The following is a 19,915-nucleotide window of genomic DNA, read 5'->3' as shown; positions in this document are numbered from 1 at the left end:
GGCCGCCGCCCCCGCCCGGGTCCTGTCCGCGAGGTCCCCCTGCCCCGCGACGCCTGGCACGCACTCCGCCCCTGTCCGAACGGCATGAAGGAGCCCCGGCCGCGTCGCCGAACGGTCCCGGTGGCTCCGCGCCGCGGCCTCCGGCGCCTCGCGTCGCACGCGCCGGAGGCCGCGGGGCCCGCCCTGCGGGCGGACGACGGGACTTCGCGGACGCGTCTCAGGTGGTCTTCTCCGCGGCCTTCTCCAGCTGGAACGCCTCGTTGCCGAGCCCGATGCGGGCGTGCCGCTCCGGCGCCCGGGCGCGCAGGACCGCTCCCTGCACCAGGCCGGCGACGGCGGCCAGGCCGATGATGCCGGGCAGCATCCAGCTCAGCGCCGAGTCCGGACCCGTACCCACCAGGACGTCGAAGTCCCTGACGGTGTATCCGGCGATCCCCAGCAGGGCCAGTCCGGCCAGCGCGGACGTCACCAGCCGCGGGCCCTGGGCACCGGCGGCGCCGCGCCGCACGAAGAAGGCGACCACGGAGAACGAGGCCGCGGCCATCAGGACGATCACGCCGAGGGCACCGATGTTGCCGCCCCAGGTGAACAGGTGCAGGACGGGCTCGGTGGGGTCGCCGGCGGGCTTGTCGTCGGCGATGGCGAAGCCGATGACGACGACCGCCGACACGGTGGTCTGGAGCAGCGAGCCCGTGCCGGGAGCGCCGCTGCTCCCGCTCGTCCGCCCGAAGGCGGCGGGCAGCAGCCCTTCGCGGCCCATCGCGAAGGCGTACCGGGCGACGACGTTGTGGAAGCTGAGCAGGGCGGCGAACATCCCGGTCACGAACAGCACGTGCAGCACGTCGGTGAAGGTGCCGCCGAGCCGTGACTCGGTGAGGGAGAACAGCAGTCCGGCGCTGTGCTCCTGGGCCGTACCGACGATCTCGCCGGGCCCGGTGGCGACGGTCAGCGCCCAGCTGCTGATCGCGAAGAAGACGGCGACACCGGCGACGGCGAGGAACATCACCCGGGGCACCAGGACGTGCGGCCGGCTGGTCTCCTCGGCGTAGACGGGCGCCTGCTCGAAGCCGAGGAAGGCGGCGATGCAGAAGCACAGCGCGGTCCCGACACCGGCCCCGGTCAGCGTGTCGGGGTTGAAGGCGTGCAGCGACAGACCCTGCGCCCCCGGGTCGGCGACGGCGGCGATGTCGAACACCACGACGAGGACGACCTCGATGAGCAGCAGGACGCCCAGCACGCGCGCGTTGACGTCGATCTTCAGCCAGCCCAGTGTGCCGACGGCGATCACCGCGAGCAGCGCCGGGATCCACCAGGCGACCTCCAGGCCGGCGTAGGTGGCGAGGAGTCCGGAGACCTCGAAGCCGAAGATGCCGTAGATGCCGACCTGGAGGGAGTTGTAGGCGACGAGCGCGACGAGGGCGGCGCCCGCTCCCGCGGTGCCGCCGAGCCCGCGGGAGATATAGGCGTAGAACGCGCCCGCGTTGTGCACGTGCCGGCTCATCTCGGCGTACCCGATGCTGAACAGGACCAGCACGACGCCCAGGACGACGAAGAGCAGCGGCTGCCCGACGATGCCCATGACCGCGAAGGTGGTGGGCATGACCCCGGCGACCACCATGAGCGGGGCGGTGGCGGCGAGGACGGAGAGCAGCAGCCCCCCGGTGCCGAGACGGTCGGCGCGCAGCGCGCGCTCCTCGCCCTTGAACGTGCTGATGCCGCCGTCGGCCGGGGGGCGTCTCGTGCGCGAACTGCCCGTGCTCATCGGAAAGGACCGTCCTTCGTCGGGATTCGGGGGTGCGGGGTCAGGGCGTACCGAGCGCACTGGCGCGGGCGGCACGGAAGGCGGGGTACGGATCGCGGTCCGGGTAGGACCACGGAACGGGCGTCATGTGCTCGCCGATGCGCAGGAACAGGGCGGCGGTCTCGGCGCCGCGGCCCTCGCAGTACTTGGCGTGGGCGAGGAAGTTGAGGTCGATCAGACGGCGGGGGTGGCCGTCCTGCTCCCACTCCAGCCACCAGTCGAAGGCCGCCTTCAGCACCAGCCGGGCCCGCCGGCCGGCCCAGTGGCCGGAGGCGCGGGGGTCGGGGGGTTCGTGCCCGGCAGCAGCGAGCACGCGGTAGCGCTCGGCATGGGCGACGACCGGCAGGATGGCCAGCGGGGAGTCCGCGGGGGCCTGTTCGGCGGCCCAGCCGGCGAAGTCGTAGACCTCGTGCAGCGGGTCGGGGCCGATGTCGGCTCGGCGCTCGGCGAGCCGGGCGACCATCAGGTGGTGGGCGTGATGGTGGTCGGGGTGGCGTGCGCGGACGGCCTCGAAGGCCCGCTCGGCCTCGTCCTCCGTCCCCAGCGCCCGCTCCAGCATCAGCAGCCCGAGCCAGGGGGTGGGGTCACCCGGGACCCGTTCGGCGGCGTCCCGGCAGGCCTGTCCGACCGGCCCGGGCTTCTCCTTGCCGCGCAGGGCGCGCCGGACCAGGGCGAGGGCCAGCAGGACGGAGGCGTCGGCGGACTCGGGCTCGGCGAGCAGCCACTCGCGGGCCCAGGCGGTGCAGTAGGGCTCGTGGGCGAGGACGGTGATCCGGTGTCCGCGGCGGTCCCAGTCGTCGCCCGTGTGCACCAGCAGCGACCGGGCGGTCTGCCACCTGCCCTGGGCGAGGTCGGTGCGGGCGGAGACGAGTGCGGCGTCGTCGAGGGCCTCGTCGAAGGTCTGGCCCGCGCGTCTGCGGGCGCGGCCGAAGGGAGGCGGAGGTGGGGGCACCGCGGGAACATCCTTCATGCGACGCGGCTGGCCGTCGGTCGCTGATTGCCATGAACGGATCACGCACAGCAAACCGGGAGCCAAGGCTCGACGTCAAGGGCCGCCGACGCGTTACACGCGTCAACTGGCGTATCCGCACGGCCACTTGCGGGACCGGGCCGGGCGGGCGGTGCGGTCCTGCTTGGATGGGGTCCGTGAACCCTTCTGAGGAGATCCTCGACATCGTCGACGAGCGGGACCGTGTGGTCGGCCGGGCACCGCGCGGCGAGGTGTACGCGAAAGGGCTGCGCCACCGGTGCGTGTTCGTCCGGGCCCGGGACGCGCGGGGACGGGTCTTCGTCCACCGCCGCACGCCGGACAAGCTGGTCTTTCCCTCCCTGTACGACATGTTCGTCGGCGGGGTGGTGGGCGCGGGCGAGTCCTACGACGACGCGGCGCTGCGGGAGGCGGAGGAGGAACTCGGGGTGACGGGCCTGCCGCTGCCTCGCTTCCTCTTCAAGTTCCTGTACGACGACGGCGCCGGGCGGTCGTGGTGGTCGGCGGTGTACGAGGTGCGGTGCGAGGGCCCGGTGCGGCCGCAGGTCGAGGAGGTGGAGTGGTACGCCTTCCTGACGGAGGGGGAGGTCGAGCGGCGGCTGGCGGACTGGGAGTGGGTGCCGGACGGCCTGGCGGCGTACGAGCGGCTGCGGGGCGGGGGCGGCGAGGGCCGGGGTGCCGAGAACCGAGGCGAAGAGAGCCGAGGTAGCGAGAGCCGACGTAGCGAGAGCCGAGGTAGCGAGAGCCGAGGTAGCGAGAGCCGAGGTAGCGAGAGCCGAGGTAGCGAGAGCCGAGGTACTGCGGGGCTGCCTCGGCCCCCGGTACGCCCCCGATAGTGTTTCCGTGTGATCGAATTCGCTAGAAGCGTCCGGCTCTGGTTCGCACCCCAGGAAGTCCGGCAGGAGGGCGGCACTCCCGACTACCGTTTCTCCCTCGCGAACGAGCGCACCTTCCTCGCCTGGCTGCGCACCGCCCTCGCCCTGATCGGCGGCGGCTTCGCCGTGGACCAGTTCCTCCCCGACCTGCGCTGGGGCTGGCGCGTCGGTCTCGCGCTCGCGCTCCTCGGGGCCGGCGTCCTGTGCTCCCTGCGCGCCGTGAACCACTGGATCCGCTGCGAGCGTGCCATGCGCCGCGGCGACGACCTGCCCGTCTCCCGCTTCCCGGCCCTCCTCAGCGTGGTGGTCGCGGTCGTGGCCGTCGCCATGATCCTCGTCGTCCTCCTCGGCTGGGCAGGATGACCCCCGACCGCGACCCGGGCCTCCAGCCCGAACGCACCCGCCTCGCCTGGCGCCGCACCACCCTCGCCGGCGCCGTCGCCGCCGTACTCGCGGCGAAGACCGCGCTGCACGGCGGCGCCTCCCCCGCGACCCTCGTCACCGGCGCCCTGTGCTGTGCCCTCTGGGCCGTCCTCCTCGGCATCGCGCACCGCCGCATCCGGGACCTCTCCACGACGTCCAGGCCACCGGCGCTCACGCCCGGGCCGGTCACCGCGGCGGCCCTGTGCACGGTGGCGACGGCCGCGGCCGGAGCGGCCCTCGTGCTCCTCTAGAGCCGCTCGCGGACAGGCCACCCGGCCTGGTGGGCCCACCCCTCCAGTCGGGTACCCGGACGGCGCACCAGCGGAATGTCCCCGAAGGTGAGCACCATGACCACGACCCCGCATCAGGAACACACCGACCACACGCACATCCACGCGCCGGACTGCGGCCACACGCGCGTGCGGCACGGCGACCACACCGACTACGCCCACGACGGCCATCTGCACCGCGAGCACGACGGCCACTGGGACGAGTGCGAGCCCTCCGCCCACGCCCCGCACGAAGGCCACGGCCACCAGCACGGCCAGGACTGCGGGCACGCGCGCGTGCAGCACGGCGACCACGTCGACTACCTGCACGACGGCCACCGGCACGCCGCCCACGAAGGCCACTGGGACGACCACTGAACGCACCGTCGGGCAGCTCTCCGCCATCCGCGCAGAGGGCTGCCCTTTCCGCGTGGCGCAGAACACGTTCCGCACCCGCACTGGACGGCATACCGACTGGTCGGCATCATAGGCGGGTACCGATCACCTGCCTCCAGGAGCGACGATGAGCCCCGACCACCCGCCCGGTCTCGATCTCGATCGGCTGCGCGGCCTGCTCGACCGTGAGCGGCCCGGCCTGGTGAACGGCCCGCTGACCGGCCGGCTGATCGAAGGCGGACGGTCGAACCTCACCTACGCGGTCTCCGACGGCACCCTCGAGTGGGTCGTGCGCCGCCCGCCGCTCGGCCACGTCCTGGCCACCGCGCACGACATGAAGCGCGAGCACCGGGTGATCAGCGCCCTGCACCCCACCGGCGTACCCGTGCCGCGCACGGAGCTGCTGTGCGAGGACGAGGAGGTGCTCGGCGCTCCCTTCTACGTCATGGAGTTCGTCGAGGGCACCCCGTACCGCACCGCCGACCAGCTCGCCCCGCTGGGCCCCGAGCGCACCCGGGGCGCCGTGCTGAACCTGGTGGACACCCTGGTCGAGCTGCACGCGGTGGACCCGGCCGAGGTCGGCCTGGCGGACTTCGGGCGCCCCGAGGGCTTCCTCGACCGCCAGCTGCGCCGCTGGGGCAAGCAGCTGGACGCCTCCCGCAACCGCGACCTGGCCGGCATCGACGAGCTGCACGCCGCGCTCGGCCGGGAGCTGCCCGGCTCCCCCGCCCCGGCCGTCGTGCACGGCGACTACCGGCTGGACAACGTCCTGATCGGCGACGACGACCGGATCAGGGCGATCCTCGACTGGGAGATGTCCACGCTCGGCGACCCGCTCACCGACCTCGGCCTGCTGGTGATGTACAGCCAGCCGCTGGAGATGCCGGAGTCCCCCGTCTCCACCACCGCCCAGGCGCCCGGCCATCCCGCCCCGGCCGAGCTGATCGAACGCTACGCCGCGCGCTCGGGGCGCGACGTCTCCGCGGTCTCCTGGTACACGGCGTTCGCGTGGTTCAAGCTCGCCGTGATCCTGGAGGGCATCCACTACCGCTACACCCTGGGCCAGACCGTCGGCCGCGGCTTCGACCGCATCGGCGACCTCGTCCCGGTCTTCATCGAGCACGGTCTGACGACACTGCACACGGGCCTTCAGGAGGGCTGATCGGCATGGACTTCGCGTTCGACGCACGCACCGAGGAGCTGCGCGCCAGGCTGCTCGCCTTCATGGACGAATACGTCTACCCCGCCGAGCAGGTCGCGCACGAGCAGCGCGAGCGCCTGGCCTCCCCGTGGGACACCCCGCAGGTGGTGGAGGACCTGAAGGCCGAGGCCCGCCGCCAGGGCCTGTGGAACCTCTTCCTGCCCGATGCCGAGCACGGCGCCGGCCTCACCAACCTCCAGTACGCCCCGCTTGCCGAGATCACCGGCCGCAGCCCGCAGCTGGCCCCGACGGCGACGAACTGCGCCGCGCCCGACACCGGGAACATGGAGGTCCTCGCCCAGTTCGGCGACGAGGCGCAGAAGAAGCAGTGGCTCCAGCCGCTGCTGGCCGGTGAGATCCGCTCGGCGTTCGCGATGACCGAGCCGGACGTGGCCTCCTCCGACGCCACGAACATCACCACGCACATCCGGCGGGACGGCGACGAGTACGTCGTCACCGGCCGCAAGTGGTACATCTCCGGGGCGATGAACCCGGACTGCCGGATCTTCATCGTGATGGGCAAGACGGACCCGGACGGCGAGGACATCCGGCGCCAGCAGTCCATGGTGCTGGTCCCCCGCGACACCCCGGGCGTGACCGTCGAGCGGGCGATGCGGGTGTTCGGCTACGAGGACCACTACCACGGCGGTCACGCCGAGGTGACCTTCGACGAGGTGCGGGTGCCGGCCGCCAACCTCATCGGCGAGGAGGGCGGCGGCTTCGCCATCGCGCAGGCCCGCCTGGGCCCGGGCCGTATCCACCACTGCATGCGGCTGATCGGCATGGCCGAGCGGGCCATCGAGCTGATGTGCCGGCGTGCCGTGTCCCGTACGGCGTTCGGCAAGGCCCTCGCCCAGCAGGGCGTGGTGCACAACTGGATCGCGGACGCCCGGGTCACCGTGGAGCAACTGCGGCTGCTGGTGCTGAAGACGGCCTGGCTGATGGACACCGTCGGCAACCGGGGCGCCCACACGGAGATCCAGGCGATCAAGATCGCCACCCCGCGCGCGGTGGTCGACATCCTCGACAAGGCGATCCAGCTGCACGGCGCGGGCGGCGTCAGCCAGGACTTCCCCCTGGCCGAGCTCTACGCCGGCGCCCGCACCCTCATGATCGCCGACGGGCCGGACGAGGTGCACCAGCGGTCGCTGGCCCGCCGGGAGCTGAAGAAGTACCTCTGACGAAAGCCGCGCCTCCTCGGTGGGGGCGCGGCACTCGCCGGTCACCTCACGGGCGCAGCGACCGCAGCAGCAGGTCGGCGAGGTGGTCGGCGACCTCCTGCGGGCTGAGCGGGCCGTCGGGGCGATACCAGGTGGACAGGTGGTGGACGGAGCCGAAGTGGTAGTCCACCACCAGGTCGGCCGGTGTGGCGGTGGAGAAGACGCCGGTGCGCTGGCCCTCCTCGATGAGCGCGCGGAAGCGCTCGTGGTAGCGCCGGCGCTCCGCGCGCACCTGCTTGTTCTTCTCCGGGCTCAGATGGTGCATGGAGCGGAAGAAGATCGACGCGTCGTCGAGGTTCTCGATCGTCGTGACGACGACGTCGGCCGCGGCGTCGCGGACCCGCTTCTCCACCGGCGCGTCGGCGCCCGCGAAGGCGTCCAGGCGCTCCTGCTGGACGCGCAGCACGCGCGCGTAGACCTCGTGCAGGAGGTCGTCCTTGGAGCCGAAGTAGTGGTACAGCGCTCCCTTGGTGACGCCGGCCGCCTCGACGATCTCCTGCACCGAGGTGCGGTCGTAGCCCTGCTCGGCGAAGAGCCGGGTGGCGGCCGCCAGGAGCCGCTGCGGCACCGGTGTGCCGTCCCCGTCCGTCTTCTGGGGCACTGCCGCCACCTGCCTTTCCGTTCCGTGTCGCTGCTAGTCCTGGTGGATGCGGGAACGCAGTTCCCGACGGAGGATCTTCCCACTCGCGGTCTTCGGCAAGTCGGGCAGGATCTCCACCCGGCGCGGATATTTGTAGGCGGCCAGTCTCTCCCTGCAGTACGCGGCGAGTGCCTCGGGGTCGGTCTCGGCGCCCGGACGGAGGCTGATGTACGCCTTGACGGTCTCCCCGCGGTAGCCGTCGGGCACCCCCACGACGGCGGCCTCGCGCACCGCCGGATGGGTGTAGAGCACGTCCTCGACCTCGCGCGGCCAGACCTTGAAGCCGGACGCGTTGATCATGTCCTTCTTGCGGTCGACGACGTACAGCCAGCCCTGCGGGTCCATGAAGCCGATGTCGCCGGTGCGCAGCTCGCCGCCGGGGAAGGTCTCGGCGGTGGCGTCCGGGCGGCGCCAGTAGCCGGGCACGACCTGCGGCCCGTCGACGACGATCTCGCCCTGCTCGCCGAAGGGCACCTCCGTGCCCTCGTCGTCGACGATCCGTACGACCGTCTCCGGGCCGGGCACGCCCACCGCGAGCGTCCCCGAGGCCGGGTCGACGGGTGCCTCCAGGTGCGGCGGGACGGAGGCGCAGGGGGCGGTGCACTCGGTGAGGCCGTAGCCGTTGCGGATGTACGGCCCGAAGCCCGCCCGGAACTTCTCCACCAGGGCGGGCGGCAGCGGGGCGCCGCCGGAGGAGATGTTCACGAAGGAGGCGAAGTGCTCGCGGGTGACCGACGGGTGCGCGGCCAGCGCCATGAAGGCGGTGGAGGGGCCGACGGTGTAGTGCGGCCGGTGTTCGGCGAACGCGTCGAGGACGACGCCCGCCTCGAAGCGGTAGGCCAGGACGAGCGTGCCCGTGCTGTTCAGGCAGGCGCCGAACTCGCAGACCATCCCGGTGATGTGGAACAGCGGCGCCAGGGCGAAGTAGACCGGCGCCTCGGGCAGCCCGAGGCCGGTGCGCTGCCGTTCGGCGTTGTACATGATGTTGCGGTGGGTGTTGGTGGCGCCCTTGGGGGTGCCGCTGGTGCCCGAGGTATAGCTGATCAGCGCGATGTCGTCCGGGGCCGGGTCGCGGCCCTCCGGGGCCTTGTGGCCGGCCCGGGCCGCCTCCGCCAGGTCGTCGGTGGTCCCGGGCCGCCGCTCGAAGGCCAGCACGCGGGCGTCCCCGCGCGTCTGGAAGTCCAGCTCACAGCCGGTCAGCACGATCCGCACCGGCGAGTCGGCGGCCGTCTCGCCGAGGTACGACTCCCAGGCCCGGTCGGAGCAGATCAGCGCGGCCACCCCGCCGTCCCGCAGGACGTGGCCGACCTCCCCCGCCTTGTACATGGGGTTGACGGGGACGACGATGCCGCCCGCCTTCCAGGCGCCCAGCACCGCGAGCACGAAGTGCGGGGAGTTCTGCAGCAGGACGGCGACCCGGTCGCCGCGCCGAAGTCCGCGCGCGGCGAGGTGCCCGGCGACGGAGTCGCTCAGCTCGTCCACCTCGCGGTAGCTCAGGCGGCCGTCGAAGTAGGCGAGGAAGGTGCGGTCGGGGGCCTCGGCGACGGACCGGCGCAGGGCGTGCACCAGGGAGGCGTCCGGGGCGGCCGGGGCCTTCTGGACGTCGGTCAGCAGGTCCAGCCAGGGCTTGTCCGCGTAGCGCGGCCCGGTCACCGGTTCGCCTCCCACTGCCGCTGGAGGCGGTTCATCCCGGCCAGCCAGCGGTCGGGCTCGGCGGCCCGCGCCTGGTAGTACTCGGCGACCTCCGGGTGCGGCAGGATCAGGAAGCGGTCCTCCTCCATGCCCTTGAACAGCGCGTCGGCCACTTCCTCGGGCTCGATCGCGGTGGGCCGGAGCACCAGATCGCCGGCGCTGCCGCTGGCGGTCAGCATGTCGGTGCGCACGCCCTGCGGGCAGATGGCGTGCACCTTGACGCCCCGGTGGCGGTACGTGAGCGACAGCCACTCGGCGAAGGCGTAGGCGCCGTGCTTGGTGACGCTGTAGGGGGCGGCGCCGATCATGGTGAGCAGCCCGGCCGCCGAGACCGTCGAGACGAACCGGCCGCCGCCGCGCTCCAGCCAGTCCGGGAGCAGTTCGTGGGCCGCCCGGACGTGGGCCATCACGTTGACGTCCCAGGCGAGCGCCCAGACCGCCTCCTCGGAGGCTTCCGTGCCGCCGCTGGCGACGCCCGCGTTGGCGCAGTAGACGTCGACGGTGCCGCCGAGCGCGTCGCGGGCCTCGGCGACGACCGCGGAGGCGTCGCCGGGGACGGCGATGCCGCCGATCTCGTCGGCGACGGCCTTCGCGCGCTCGGCGTCGAGGTCGTTGACGACGACCCGGGCGCCCTCGGTGGCGAAGCGGCGGGCCAGCGCGGCCCCGATGCCGCCGCCCGCCCCGGTGACGACGACTCCCGCGTCCTGCACGGCTTCCACCATCGGTCTCCTTCGTCGCGTCCTGGCCCCGACGAACGTCGGCTCCGGCCCTGTTGCCACGTCAGACTAACCAGTCGGTATGTACAGCGGAAGAGGGCGCCGCGGTTCGCCTCGTTCCGTACGGCCCGGGCGCGCGCTAGCGTGCGTGCGCATGACACCCGCCGCGATCACGGAGGTCACCGCATGACGCTGTCCAGACGGACCCTGCTCGCCACCTCGGCCGCGGTGGCGGCCACCACCGGCACGGCTCATGCGGCCCCCTCGGGCGGCGGTCGCCGCATGCGCACCGGCTTCGAGCAACTGGTGGCCGACGGTTACGCGCCGCTCGACGGACAGCGGGTGGGCGTGGTGACCAACCCGACCGGCATCACCCGGGACGTGCGCCACATCGTGGACGTGATGCACGCCGACGACCGCGTGGACCTGATCGCCGTCTTCGGGCCGGAGCACGGCTTCCGGGGCACCGCGCAGGCCGGCGGCTCCGAGGGCCGCTACGACGACCCTGCCACCGGGCTGCCCGTCTACGACACCTACCTCAAGAGCGGGCAGCCGCTCGCGGACATCTTCGCGGCGTCCGGTGTGGACACCGTCGTCTTCGACATCCAGGACGTGGGCGCGCGCTTCTACACGTACATCTGGACCCTGTTCGACTGCATGGAGGCCGCCCGGCTGGCCGGCAGGCGGTTCGTGGTCCTCGACCGGCCGAACCCGGTGACCGGGCGGGCGGCGCTGGGGCCGGTCCTGCACAAGGAGTTCGCGACCTTCGTCGGACGGCAGCCCGTCGCCCAGGCGCACGGCATGACGGTCGCGGAACTGGCGCGGCTGTTCAACGGCGAGTTCCTGTCCTCGCCGGTGCCGCTGGAGACGGTACGGATGAGCGGCTGGAAGCGGTCGGAGTTCTACGACGCCTCCGGGCTGCCCTGGGTGCCGCCGAGCCCGAACATGCCGACGCCCGAGACCGCTCTGGTGTACTCCGGGACGTGTCTGTTCGAGGGCACGAACCTGTCCGAGGGGCGCGGCACCACCCGCCCGTTCGAACTGCTGGGCGCGGAGGGGATCGACGGCCGCTGGGCCGCCGCGGCGAACGAACTGCGCCTGCCCGGGGTGCGTTTGCGGGAGGCGTACTTCGCGCCGACGTTCTCCAAGTTCCAGGGGAAGACCGTCGGGGGTGTGCAGCTCCATGTGCACGACCGGGAGGCGTTCGACCCGGTGCGCACCGGGATCGGGCTGCTGGTGACCGCCAGGCGGGTCTGGGACGGATTCGCCTGGCGGCCCGACAACTGGATCGACAAGCTGACCGGCTCCGCACAGGTGCGCACGATGATCGACGCGGGCGCGGACACCGACGAGGTGGTGGCCGGCTGGCAGGAGGAACTGGCGGCGTTCCGCCGGACCCGCCGCCAGTACCTGCTCTACCGGTGACCTACCGGTGTGAGGTGAACGCACGACCTGCTGGTAGGTCGGCCGGTTCTGCCAGCCGGTGCCGCCGTGCTCGATGCCGCCCAGGACCCGGTGGACGATCGAGTCGGCGCACCACTGGTCGCCCGCCGCGCAGTGCTCGTCCCCCGGACAGGTCTGCGCGGCGGTCCGGCCGGCCGCCTCCTTCAGCGTGCCGATCAGGGTGTCCCGGCAGGCGGCGAGGTCGCCGCCGCCGCAGTACGCGCGCGAGCGGCCCTCTGACCCGCTCACCGAAAACCGAACGTATGTCCTTGTCGACATGGCTCCACCATCCGTACGGGAAGGCGCTTCCGGCGTGCCCGCCGGTCGGGCCGTGGGCGGCGGACGGGGACTCGTCGACGGGGAGGTTGCGGGTGAAGGCGGTGTACTCGATCGTGCCGGCGTTGGTGACGGCGCCCTTGTGGCCGGTCAGGACGTACTCGCCGGGGAAGTGGCGGCCGCGGTCCGAGGCGTCGATGCAGGCGTTGATCCCGTCGACGTGGGCGTGCACGTCGGCCCGGGCCGGCTCGCCGCGTTCGCCGGCCCGGCGACCGCGCCGTCGATCTGTGCCTGGAGTTCGGCCTCGGTGTACGGCGCGTTGCGCCAGAACTGCTGTTCCAGGCCTTGGTTGGCGGGGGCGCCGCCCGCGAACGGGGTCAACCGGCCGCGTCCGGCGGGCCGGAGGGTGGAGGCGGCCTGGTCGGCGGGGACGCCGAACGAGGCGTCGTTGAAGAAGGTGTTGATCGTGTCGTCGGTGAGCGACTGGTGACCCGTGGCGAGTCGCGCGTAGGGGCCGAGCTGGTCGTCGGCGTGCGGGGGCCGGGTACCGAAGGACCGGTGGAGCAGGATCTGGGCGTGGGTGGCGTGGCCGTTCTGACCGGGCGGCAGGATGTCGGAACACCGGCCGCCGCAGCGGTCTTCGGCCGCTGCGGCGGCGGACCGCACAGTGCCGACGGGGGCGTCGGCCGCCACCGCCGGGGAAAACGGTGACAAAAGTCCGGCAATGAGGGCGCATAGCGTTGCGGACTTCAGGAACCCGTGGATTCCGCGGGGAGTTCTCAGTCCGATGAGGGCGGCACGTGGGGTGCGCCGTGGCATGGCGGCTCCTCCCGACGAGGAACGGGCCCGGACGTTACCGCCGGTATCCCCGGATCGAAGATGAACATGCGTCACTTTTCGGAGTAGGCAGCACGACCGGCGACGACACGGACACGGCGATGGGCAGGCGACATGTCAGAGAAACCGGTTATGGGGGCCATCGGAAATCGGATGGAGCCGATTCGCCTGTCCGTACGTCTACTCGGCGACGTCCGTACGACGCCCGTACAGCGACGCCGAAGTGACCGGACTACAGGTGCAGGTGTGACGGAGGTGTAGGGCGATGGCCGGTTTCCGAAGTCTGGCAAGACAGGTGCGAGATCCACGGTGCGACCTGGCGCTGCGGCGCTACTCGCTGCGCAAGTGCCTTGAGCGGTTCGCCCCTTACGGGCACAGGGCGACCTGGGACCATCTGTGCTCCCGCTGGGGGTTCGGACCGGAGGACAGGTCACCGGATCCGGCGCGGCTCGTGGCCGCACTGGACGAGCTGGAGGAGGCGCGCTCGGTGTGGCTGGCCTACGAGGTCGAGTTCGCCGAACGGCGCAGGAAGGAGAAGCACGACGGGCTGCGCAGGCCGGGGAGTGTCGATGACTGGCACCGGCTGACCTGGGGCGGTTTCGGTGTGGCGTGGTGCGACGACCCGCGGCTTCATCCCCGTGAGCCGCTGGCCGAGGTGCTGCGCCGGCTGATCGCCGCGCTGGAGCGGGAGCCGGGATCGGCCTGCCCGGTGTGCACGAGTGAGCGGCTGGTGTGGAGGTACGGACTGGACCACGAGCCTTCGGCGGGCCCGGTGTGCACCGACTGCGGCATCCTGGTGCCGCGTCCGGTGCTGACCCCCGAGGCCCTGGCGGTCACCCGCCGCGGGCGGCTGCTGCTGGCGTCGGCGTAGGACCCGTCCGGCGGGTCGGTGGCGCGAAGACGACGGCCACCGGCACGCCGGGGTGAACGGGTGCGCTGCGGCCTGCGGCCGGGCGGTGGAGGGATCCGGCGCGATGGGCCCGGCGAGCGGCTCCGGGTGTGGGGCGCGGCGGACCGGGTGCGTCATCCGGCGGACCGGGTGCGACAGGGCTTTACCGGATCGGCTGCCAGGCAGGTCCGCCGGTGCCACGCAGTCCGCCAGATCGGCTGCCCCGCAGGTCCGCCGGATCGGCTGTCACAGAGGGCCGGTGGGCCAGCTGCCCCAGGGGCCCGGTGGACCGGCTGTCAGCGGGCGGGCCGGACGCCGAGGGGCCTTGCGTCGGCCTCCGGAGTCACGGCCGGCGCAAGCCCGTTGTCAGTGGCGTCCGGCACCATCGGCGCATGGGCATGGGCATGGGCATGGTGCAGGTGTGTCTGAACGGGACCCGCGGGGCCGCCGACGGCGCGATGGTGCCGCTCTCGCCGGAGTCGATGGCCGACTCGGCGGCCGCGGCGGTGGCGGCCGGGGCGACGGACGTTCATGTCCACCCCAAGACCCCGTGCGGGCACGACACGTTGTCGCCCCGTGTGCTCGCGGCGACGCTGGAGGCGATCCGGGCGCGGGTGCGGGTGCCGGTCGGCGTGACCACGGGCGCCTGGGCGGAACCGGATCCGGCGGCCCGCGTCGAGCGCGTGCGGAGCTGGACCGTGCTGCCGGACCACGCCTCGGTGAACTGGCACGAGCCGGGCGCGGAGGAGCTGGCCGCCGCGCTGCTCGAGCGGGGCGTGGGCGTGGAGGCGGGCCTGTGGTCGGGGACGGACGGGGCCTTGCGGTTCGCCCGCTCCCGGCTCGGGCCGAGGGTGCTGCGGGTGCTCGCGGAGGTCACGGACACCGACGCGGCGACGGCACCGGAGTCGGCGCGCGCCCTGTTGTCCGACCTCGGCGCGGCGCACGGGCGACCCATATTGCTGCACGGTGAGGACGGGGGCGCCTGGCCGGTTCTCCGGCTGGCCGGCCGGCTGGGTCTGGCGACCCGCATCGGCCTGGAGGACACCCCGCGCCTGCCGGACGGCCGACGGGCGGCGTCGAACGCCGAGTTGGTCACGGCGGGCCTGGCCCAGTGGACGTCCGCCCGGCAGGACGGCGAGGGGGAGCCGAAGATACTGAGCCGCAGAGGCTGAGCCGAAGGGGCTGACGGCTCCCCGGACATCGCCCGGGTGCCGGCCCCTGCCCCGGGACGCGGGGAGCTGCGCGGGCCGGCCCGGGCAAACCGGCACCCGGCCTCCCGGCGGGCCGGGGCGACCCCCCGGGGCGCGGTACGCCGATCCGCCCCGGGGCCCGGGCCCGGCGCCCGCCGGGTTCAGTCGCGGCGCCGCGCCCCCGGCTCCCGCGCGGCACGGCGCGGGGCACCCGCCCGACCCGGGCGTTCCGCCATCAGACGGGAACCGGCGAGGGTTTCCCCGAACTGGTCGTCCGGGTTGGACAGCACGCAGGTGTCCAGGGACAGACAGCCGCAGCCGATGCAGTCGGTGAGGTGGTCGCGCAGCCGGCTCAGCTGCTTGATGCGCTCGTCCAGTTCGGAGCGCCAGGCCTCGGAGAGCCGGGCCCAGTCGTCCCGGGTCGGGGTGCGCTCCTCAGGCAGCTGTTCCAGCGCCTCGCGGATCGTGGCCAGCGGGATGCCGACGCGCTGCGCGGCCCGGACGAAGGCGACCCGGCGCAGCGCGTCACGGCTGAAGCGGCGCTGGTTGCCCGCGGTGCGACGGCTGGTGATCAGTCCCTTGGACTCGTAGAAGTGCAGGGCGGAGACGGCGGCCCCGCTGCGCGCGGCGAGCTGGCCGACCGTGAGCTCGTGGATCTTCTCTGGAATCTGGGGCACTCCGGCAACCCTACCCACCCGCCCGCCCCGGTGGTCCGTTGACATGTGACTCCCGACCGACCATGCTAAGCAGTCGCTTAGATTGGAGGCCGGGACATGGCAGAGCCGAGGAGCTTCACCTCCGTCGACGACCTGAAGGCGGCGACGGGCGAGCAGTTGGGGTACACCGACTGGCTGGAGATCGATCAGAAGCGCATCGACCTGTTCGCGGACGCGACCGGCGATCACCAGTGGATCCACGTGGACCCGGAGAAGGCCGCCCGGGGGCCGTTCGGCGGCACCATCGCGCACGGCTATCTCACCCTGTCGCTGCTTCCGCTCTTCGGACCGCAGCTGATCCGGGTCGAGGGCGTGCGGATGGGCGTCAACTACGGCACCAACAAGGTGCGTTTCCCCGCCCCCGTCCCGGTCGGCTCGCGCCTGCGCGCCACCGCGACGATCACCGGCGTCGAGGACGTCAAGGGCGGCGTTCAGGTGAGCCTCGCCTTCACCGTGGAGCGCGAGGGCGGCGACAAGCCGGTGTGCGTGGCGGAGTCCGTTTCGCGCTACTACCTCTGAGCGGCTATCGCCCAGCGGCCTCGGGACGCTTCGCACCCACCATGCGCAGTACGAGGTCGGCGTAGAGCGCGCCGACCTCGTCGGGCGTCCGGGGCCCGGCCACGTTGAACCAGCGGGCGACGTCGATGCAGAGCGAGAGCACGGCGAGGGTCGTGCCCTTGAGGTCCAGCACCTCGAACTCGCCGCTCGCCACGCCGTCCTCGATGATCGCGCGCACCTCGGCGTCGCACTGGCGGCGCAGCGCGAGGATCTCGGCGCGGGCCTCCGGTCCGAGCGCGTCCAGTTCGTACTGGACCACCCGCGCGGTCGTACGCCGCCCGGCGTGCCAGCGGACGAAGGAGCCGACGGCGTCGGCGAGCCGCTCGGTCGCGCTGCCCTCTCCCCGGGCCGCCGCGCGCAGGATGTTCAGCGCCTTGTCGTGGCCGAGCCGGCTGATGCGGTGGAGCAGCTCTTCCTTGGTCTTGTAGTGGATGTAGAGCGCGGCCGGGCTCATTCCGGCACGGCCCGCGATGTCCCGGGTGGTCGTCGCGTGGTACCCGCGCTCGGCGAAGGCCTCCACGGCGGCCACCAGCAGCCGCCGTGCCGCGTCGGGCGTGACCTCGCCCCACGGCTCGATCTCGCCGCCCGCCGTCTCCTCCGCCGTACTCATCTCGCTCTCGCCTCTCTCGGTGACAGGAGGCTCCACCATACCCGGCGAAGGTGAGCGGTCGCTTAGAGAGCTGGTGCGGAGGAGTGACCGGCGGCCCGCACCGCGCCGCCCCTCACAGCTTCTCGAACGGATCGTGCTCGGCGAGCAGCTTCTCCAGCCTCGCCTGGTCGACGCGGCTCACGATCCGCCCGGCCTCCTGGCGGTCGCGGATGACCTTGGCCAGGGTGAAGGCGGAGGTGACGAGGTAGAGGACGGCGACGGCAAGGAAGGCGCGCACCCAGGCGTCGGTCTGGAGGTTGAAGATGCCGATGGCCGTGGCGGCCAGGGCGACCGCGAAGGAAGCGACGGCCTGGCCGTAGAAGGCGGCCGTGCTCTGCTGCTTGACCGGTGTGTCGCTCATGGGAGCAAGCATCGGCGGATGTGGCCGCCGCCACATCCGCCCGGATACTCAGTCCCCGTACTCAGAACGCGGAGACACCCGTCAGCGCCCGCCCGATCACCAGCTTCTGGATCTGGCTGGTGCCCTCGTAGAGGGTCATCACGCGGGCGTCCCGCAGCAGCTTGCCCGCCGGGTACTCGTCGATGTAGCCGTAACCGCCGAAGACCTGGAGGGCGTTGTTCGCCGCGCGGACGGCGGCTTCCGAGGCGAACAGCTTGGCCTTGGAGGACTCGACCGCGAAGGGCTGCCCGCGGTCGATCAGATCGGCGACCCGCCAGGTCAGCAGCCGGGCGGCGTCCACGTCGACGGCGATGTCGCTGATCAGCTCCTGCACCAGCTGGTGGTGGGCGATGGTCTTCCCGAACTGCTCGCGCTCGCCCGCGTAGCGCACGGCCACGTCCAGCGCGGCCTGGGCTATGCCGACGCAGCCCGCCGCGACCGACATCCGGCCCTTGGCGAGGGCCGACATCGCGACCGAGAAGCCCTTGCCCTCCGGTGCCATCATCGCGGACGCGGGCACCCGCACGTCCTCGAGCACCAGTTCCGCGGTGGCCTGGCCGCGCAGGCCGAGCTTGCCGTGGATGGTGCGGCGGGTCAGCCCGGGGGTGTCGGCCGGCACCAGGAAGGCGGAGACGCCCTGGTGGCCGGGGGCGTCGGTGGAGCGGGCGAAGAGCAGGACGACGTCGGCCCAGGTGCCGTTGGTGATGAACATCTTCGTGCCGTTGATGACGTAGTCGTCGCCGTCGCGGACCGCCCGGGTGGCGAGGTTCCCGGCGTCGGAGCCGGTGCCCGGTTCGGTCAGGCCGAAGCAGCCGACCAGCTCGCCGGAGGTCAGCCCCGGCAGCCAGCGCCGCTTCTGCTCCTCGCTCCCCCAGGCGGAGATCGTCTTGGCGACCAGGCCGAGGGAGACGGAGACGATGCCGCGCACCGAGGAGTCGCCGCGGCCCAGCTCCTCCGTCACCAGGCAGTACGCGAGGTGATCGCCGCCCGAGCCGCCGTACTCCTCGCCGACGGTCAGCCCGAGGAAGCCGACCTCGCCGAGCTTCTTCACGAGCGACCGGTCGACCTCCTCGGCCCGGTCCCAGGCGACGACGTGGGGGGCGATCTCGCGCTCCACGAAGTCCCGGGCGAGCTGCCGTACGGCGGTCTGCTCCTCGCTGAGCTCCAGGTTCATGGCGCGTCACCCCACAGAAGACGGATCTTGAATGTCGTACATTTAAATTAGCACTGCTAGTTTCTGTTCGCAGCCCTACTATGTGCGCCATGGCCCGACCGCGCAAGCCCCTGCTGAGCACCGACCGGATCGTCGAGACGGCCCGCGCGCTGGTGGACGCGGAGGGCCTCGCGGCCGTCTCCACGCGTCGGCTCGCGGCGGAACTGGGGGTCAGCGGACCCTCCCTGTACAACCACTTCCGCACCAAGGACGAGATCCTGGAGGCCGTCGCCGACTCGGTGAGCGCGCAGGTCGACCTGTCGATGTTCGAGGACGGCCGGGACTGGCGGACCGCCCTGCACGACTGGGCCGTCTCCTACCGGGCGGCCCTGCGCGACCACCCGAACGTCGTCCCGGTGCTGGCGAGCGGACCCGGCCGCCGCCCGGCCGCGCTGCGGCTCGCCGACGCCGTGTACGGCGCGATGGTCGAGGCGGGCTGGCCGCCGGCCCAGGCCACCTCGATCGGCGCGCTGATGCGGTACTTCATCATGGGCTCCGCGCTCGGCTCCTTCGCCCGGGGCTTCGTGGACGACGCGAGCGCCTACGACCCGGCCGACTACCCCCACCTGGGACAGGCCCACCTGCTGGCCGAACAGCAGGAGAAGATCGACGAGCGCGCCTTCGAGACGGGGCTGACGGCCCTGCTGGACGGGCTGGTGCAGCAGTACGAGCAGCTGGGGCAGGACGAGTAGCCCGGTTCACGGTTCGGCGGGGACCGAAGTGTCCGTGCCGCATGCTGGGGCCATGACGACCAGGGACGCCACGGCGGTCGGGCTCGCCCGGCTGGCCGGGCTGATCGCCGACGAGACACGGGCCGCGTGTCTGCTGGCGCTGCTGGACGGGCGGGCGTGGACCGCCGGGGAGCTGGCCCGGCACGCGGGGGTCGCGGCCTCCACGCTCAGCGAGCACCTCGGCAAGCTCGTCGCGGGAGGTCTGCTCGCCGAGGAGCGACAGGGGCGGCACCGGTACGTGCGGCTGGCCGACGCGCGGGTGGCCCAGCTGGTGGAGGATCTGGCGGCCCAGGTCGCGCCGGAGGCGGCGGCGCGGCGACCGCGCACGCTGCGGGCATCGAGCGCCGGTTCGGCGATGGCCCGCGGGCGCACCTGCTACGACCATCTCGCCGGACGCCTCGGTATCGCGGTGACCGACGGGCTGACCGCCCGGGGCCTGTTGCGGCAGGACGCCGGCTTCGCCCTCACGGACACGGGGCTGACCTGGTTCGGCACCGTCGGTATCCGCCTGGAGCGCACCGGGCGCCGCCCGCTGGCCCGGGCCTGCCTGGACTGGACGGAGCGCCGCCCGCACCTCGCCGGCGTCGCGGGCGCGGCCCTGTGCCGGCACGCCCTGGACTCGGGCTGGTGCGTGCGCATCGGCTCGGAGCGCGCGGTGAAGGTGACGCCGACGGGTGAGCGCGCACTGTCCGAACTACTGGGCATCGAGCCGACGGCACTGCACTGAACCCCGGGCCACGCCGGGGCCCCGGAGGCTCGGGGCCCGGGACGGGATTCCCGGGGGCACGGCCC

At 72.8% G+C, this 19,915-nt stretch carries 21 protein-coding genes and 2 pseudogenes; 12 read left to right on the top strand and 11 right to left on the bottom strand.

The features are described 5' to 3' along the window. Nucleotides 1–217: 217 nt before the first annotated feature. Together ACLGIH_RS27610 and ACLGIH_RS27605 are read right to left on the bottom strand one after the other, a co-directional pair. Nucleotides 218–1,762, bottom strand: coding sequence for an APC family permease (locus tag ACLGIH_RS27610; RefSeq protein WP_416527990.1), 1,545 nt, complete (start codon nt 1,760–1,762; stop codon nt 218–220). Between the two features lie 40 nt (nt 1,763–1,802). After that, nucleotides 1,803–2,753 (bottom strand): hypothetical protein, encoded by a 951-nt coding sequence (locus tag ACLGIH_RS27605; RefSeq protein WP_416529493.1) that lies wholly within the window; start codon nt 2,751–2,753, stop codon nt 1,803–1,805. Nucleotides 2,754–2,938: 185 nt separating this feature from the next. Between ACLGIH_RS27605 and ACLGIH_RS27600 the strand changes: the two are divergent. The 6 genes and pseudogenes from ACLGIH_RS27600 to ACLGIH_RS27575 form a co-directional block, all read left to right on the top strand. Continuing rightward, nucleotides 2,939–3,442 (top strand): annotated as a pseudogene (locus ACLGIH_RS27600) (NUDIX hydrolase); the annotation flags it as partial. A gap of 192 nt (nt 3,443–3,634) precedes the next feature. Continuing rightward, nucleotides 3,635–4,027, top strand: coding sequence for a YidH family protein (locus ACLGIH_RS27595; protein ID WP_416527989.1), 393 nt, complete (start codon nt 3,635–3,637; stop codon nt 4,025–4,027). After that, nucleotides 4,024–4,338 carry a DUF202 domain-containing protein gene (locus ACLGIH_RS27590; protein ID WP_416527988.1) on the top strand — a complete coding sequence of 105 codons (315 nt, stop codon included), beginning with the start codon at nt 4,024–4,026 and terminating at the stop codon, nt 4,336–4,338. Before ACLGIH_RS27595 ends, ACLGIH_RS27590 begins: the two co-directional genes overlap by 4 nt. Nucleotides 4,339–4,434: 96 nt before the next feature. Next, on the top strand, nt 4,435–4,734 hold the full coding sequence (locus ACLGIH_RS27585) for a hypothetical protein (protein WP_416527987.1): 300 nt from the start codon (nt 4,435–4,437) through the stop codon (nt 4,732–4,734). A gap of 145 nt (nt 4,735–4,879) precedes the next feature. Beyond that, complete coding sequence (locus tag ACLGIH_RS27580; protein ID WP_416527986.1) at nt 4,880–5,914, top strand: phosphotransferase family protein; 1,035 nt, start codon at nt 4,880–4,882, stop codon at nt 5,912–5,914. A gap of 5 nt (nt 5,915–5,919) precedes the next feature. Further along, nucleotides 5,920–7,134 (top strand): acyl-CoA dehydrogenase, encoded by a 1,215-nt coding sequence (locus ACLGIH_RS27575; RefSeq protein ID WP_416527985.1) that lies wholly within the window; start codon nt 5,920–5,922, stop codon nt 7,132–7,134. A gap of 46 nt (nt 7,135–7,180) precedes the next feature. Here ACLGIH_RS27575 and ACLGIH_RS27570 read toward each other — a convergent pair whose 3' ends face one another. Genes ACLGIH_RS27570 through ACLGIH_RS27560 form a run of 3 tightly spaced genes read right to left on the bottom strand, consistent with a single transcriptional unit; the run spans nt 7,181 to nt 10,227 of the window. Beyond that, the gene (locus ACLGIH_RS27570) at nt 7,181–7,774 is read right to left on the bottom strand and encodes a TetR/AcrR family transcriptional regulator (protein WP_416527984.1); all 594 of its coding nucleotides are present in this window, start codon (nt 7,772–7,774) and stop codon (nt 7,181–7,183) included. Between the two features lie 33 nt (nt 7,775–7,807). Beyond that, a complete protein-coding gene (locus ACLGIH_RS27565) occupies nt 7,808–9,466 on the bottom strand; it encodes a class I adenylate-forming enzyme family protein (protein WP_416527983.1) in 1,659 nt (552 codons plus the stop codon). Further along, nucleotides 9,463–10,227 (bottom strand): SDR family oxidoreductase, encoded by a 765-nt coding sequence (locus ACLGIH_RS27560; protein ID WP_416527982.1) that lies wholly within the window; start codon nt 10,225–10,227, stop codon nt 9,463–9,465. Before ACLGIH_RS27560 ends, ACLGIH_RS27565 begins: the two co-directional genes overlap by 4 nt. A gap of 180 nt (nt 10,228–10,407) precedes the next feature. Here ACLGIH_RS27560 and ACLGIH_RS27555 point away from each other — a divergent pair, with 180 nt between their 5' ends. Further along, on the top strand, nt 10,408–11,646 hold the full coding sequence (locus tag ACLGIH_RS27555; protein ID WP_416527981.1) for an exo-beta-N-acetylmuramidase NamZ family protein: 1,239 nt from the start codon (nt 10,408–10,410) through the stop codon (nt 11,644–11,646). Between the two features lies 1 nt (nt 11,647). Here the strand turns inward: ACLGIH_RS27555 and ACLGIH_RS27550 are convergent. Both ACLGIH_RS27550 and ACLGIH_RS27545 read right to left on the bottom strand, forming a co-directional pair. Further along, nucleotides 11,648–12,061 (bottom strand): annotated as a pseudogene (locus tag ACLGIH_RS27550) (penicillin acylase family protein); the annotation flags it as partial. A gap of 29 nt (nt 12,062–12,090) precedes the next feature. Next, on the bottom strand, nt 12,091–12,633 hold the full coding sequence (locus ACLGIH_RS27545) for a hypothetical protein (protein WP_416527980.1): 543 nt from the start codon (nt 12,631–12,633) through the stop codon (nt 12,091–12,093). Between the two features lie 409 nt (nt 12,634–13,042). On the opposite strand from ACLGIH_RS27545, the gene ACLGIH_RS27540 reads away from it, so the two are divergent. Continuing rightward, nucleotides 13,043–13,648: a hypothetical protein gene (locus ACLGIH_RS27540; protein ID WP_416527979.1), complete on the top strand. Its 606-nt coding sequence runs from the start codon at nt 13,043–13,045 to the stop codon at nt 13,646–13,648. A 428-nt stretch (nt 13,649–14,076) separates the two neighbouring features. Next, nucleotides 14,077–14,838 (top strand): 3-keto-5-aminohexanoate cleavage protein, encoded by a 762-nt coding sequence (locus tag ACLGIH_RS27535; protein WP_416529492.1) that lies wholly within the window; start codon nt 14,077–14,079, stop codon nt 14,836–14,838. A 179-nt stretch (nt 14,839–15,017) separates the two neighbouring features. Here the strand turns inward: ACLGIH_RS27535 and soxR are convergent, their stop codons facing one another. Then, on the bottom strand, nt 15,018–15,533 hold the full coding sequence (soxR, locus tag ACLGIH_RS27530; RefSeq protein ID WP_416527978.1) for a redox-sensitive transcriptional activator SoxR: 516 nt from the start codon (nt 15,531–15,533) through the stop codon (nt 15,018–15,020). 96 nt (nt 15,534–15,629) lie between these two features. On the opposite strand from soxR, the gene ACLGIH_RS27525 reads away from it, so the two are divergent. Then, nucleotides 15,630–16,091, top strand: coding sequence for a MaoC family dehydratase (locus ACLGIH_RS27525; RefSeq protein ID WP_416527977.1), 462 nt, complete (start codon nt 15,630–15,632; stop codon nt 16,089–16,091). Nucleotides 16,092–16,095: 4 nt separating this feature from the next. Here ACLGIH_RS27525 and ACLGIH_RS27520 read toward each other — a convergent pair whose 3' ends face one another. From ACLGIH_RS27520 to ACLGIH_RS27510, 3 genes are all read right to left on the bottom strand, one after another. After that, a complete protein-coding gene (locus tag ACLGIH_RS27520; RefSeq protein ID WP_416527976.1) occupies nt 16,096–16,740 on the bottom strand; it encodes a TetR/AcrR family transcriptional regulator in 645 nt (214 codons plus the stop codon). 112 nt (nt 16,741–16,852) lie between these two features. Further along, nucleotides 16,853–17,140, bottom strand: coding sequence for a YiaA/YiaB family inner membrane protein (locus tag ACLGIH_RS27515; RefSeq protein ID WP_416527975.1), 288 nt, complete (start codon nt 17,138–17,140; stop codon nt 16,853–16,855). Nucleotides 17,141–17,201: 61 nt separating this feature from the next. Next, complete coding sequence (locus ACLGIH_RS27510; RefSeq protein WP_416527974.1) at nt 17,202–18,353, bottom strand: acyl-CoA dehydrogenase family protein; 1,152 nt, start codon at nt 18,351–18,353, stop codon at nt 17,202–17,204. A gap of 89 nt (nt 18,354–18,442) precedes the next feature. Here ACLGIH_RS27510 and ACLGIH_RS27505 point away from each other — a divergent pair, with 89 nt between their 5' ends. Then, nucleotides 18,443–19,084, top strand: a complete 642-nt coding sequence (locus ACLGIH_RS27505; RefSeq protein WP_416527973.1) for a TetR/AcrR family transcriptional regulator — start codon at nt 18,443–18,445, stop codon at nt 19,082–19,084. A gap of 52 nt (nt 19,085–19,136) precedes the next feature. Beyond that, nucleotides 19,137–19,850: an ArsR/SmtB family transcription factor gene (locus ACLGIH_RS27500; protein ID WP_416527972.1), complete on the top strand. Its 714-nt coding sequence runs from the start codon at nt 19,137–19,139 to the stop codon at nt 19,848–19,850. Nucleotides 19,851–19,915: the final 65 nt, after the last annotated feature.

Origin of the sequence: Streptomyces hamibioticus (genome assembly GCF_047946815.1) — a bacterium.
In the GTDB taxonomy this organism is placed as follows: domain Bacteria; phylum Actinomycetota; class Actinomycetes; order Streptomycetales; family Streptomycetaceae; genus Streptomyces.
Note: the sequence above shows the minus strand (reverse complement) of the source record. Positions and strands in the feature narration are given on the sequence as shown.

Bases quoted from the DNA above. Each gene is read 5' to 3' on its own strand.
- ACLGIH_RS27585 (WP_416527987.1), top strand. From the start codon at position 4,435: ATGACCACGACCCCGCATCAGGAACACACCGACCACACGCACATCCAC.
- ACLGIH_RS27560 (WP_416527982.1), bottom strand. From the start codon at position 10,227: ATGGTGGAAGCCGTGCAGGACGCGGGAGTCGTCGTCACCGGGGCGGGC.
- ACLGIH_RS27510 (WP_416527974.1), bottom strand. From the start codon at position 18,353: ATGAACCTGGAGCTCAGCGAGGAGCAGACCGCCGTACGGCAGCTCGCC.
- ACLGIH_RS27500 (WP_416527972.1), top strand. From the start codon at position 19,137: ATGACGACCAGGGACGCCACGGCGGTCGGGCTCGCCCGGCTGGCCGGG.
- ACLGIH_RS27525 (WP_416527977.1), top strand. From the start codon at position 15,630: ATGGCAGAGCCGAGGAGCTTCACCTCCGTCGACGACCTGAAGGCGGCG.
- ACLGIH_RS27580 (WP_416527986.1), top strand. From the start codon at position 4,880: ATGAGCCCCGACCACCCGCCCGGTCTCGATCTCGATCGGCTGCGCGGC.
- ACLGIH_RS27590 (WP_416527988.1), top strand. From the start codon at position 4,024: ATGACCCCCGACCGCGACCCGGGCCTCCAGCCCGAACGCACCCGCCTC.
- ACLGIH_RS27555 (WP_416527981.1), top strand. From the start codon at position 10,408: ATGACGCTGTCCAGACGGACCCTGCTCGCCACCTCGGCCGCGGTGGCG.
- ACLGIH_RS27535 (WP_416529492.1), top strand. From the start codon at position 14,077: ATGGTGCAGGTGTGTCTGAACGGGACCCGCGGGGCCGCCGACGGCGCG.
- ACLGIH_RS27515 (WP_416527975.1), bottom strand. From the start codon at position 17,140: ATGAGCGACACACCGGTCAAGCAGCAGAGCACGGCCGCCTTCTACGGC.
- ACLGIH_RS27505 (WP_416527973.1), top strand. From the start codon at position 18,443: ATGGCCCGACCGCGCAAGCCCCTGCTGAGCACCGACCGGATCGTCGAG.
- ACLGIH_RS27520 (WP_416527976.1), bottom strand. From the start codon at position 16,740: ATGAGTACGGCGGAGGAGACGGCGGGCGGCGAGATCGAGCCGTGGGGC.
- ACLGIH_RS27610 (WP_416527990.1), bottom strand. From the start codon at position 1,762: ATGAGCACGGGCAGTTCGCGCACGAGACGCCCCCCGGCCGACGGCGGC.
- ACLGIH_RS27575 (WP_416527985.1), top strand. From the start codon at position 5,920: ATGGACTTCGCGTTCGACGCACGCACCGAGGAGCTGCGCGCCAGGCTG.
- ACLGIH_RS27540 (WP_416527979.1), top strand. From the start codon at position 13,043: ATGGCCGGTTTCCGAAGTCTGGCAAGACAGGTGCGAGATCCACGGTGC.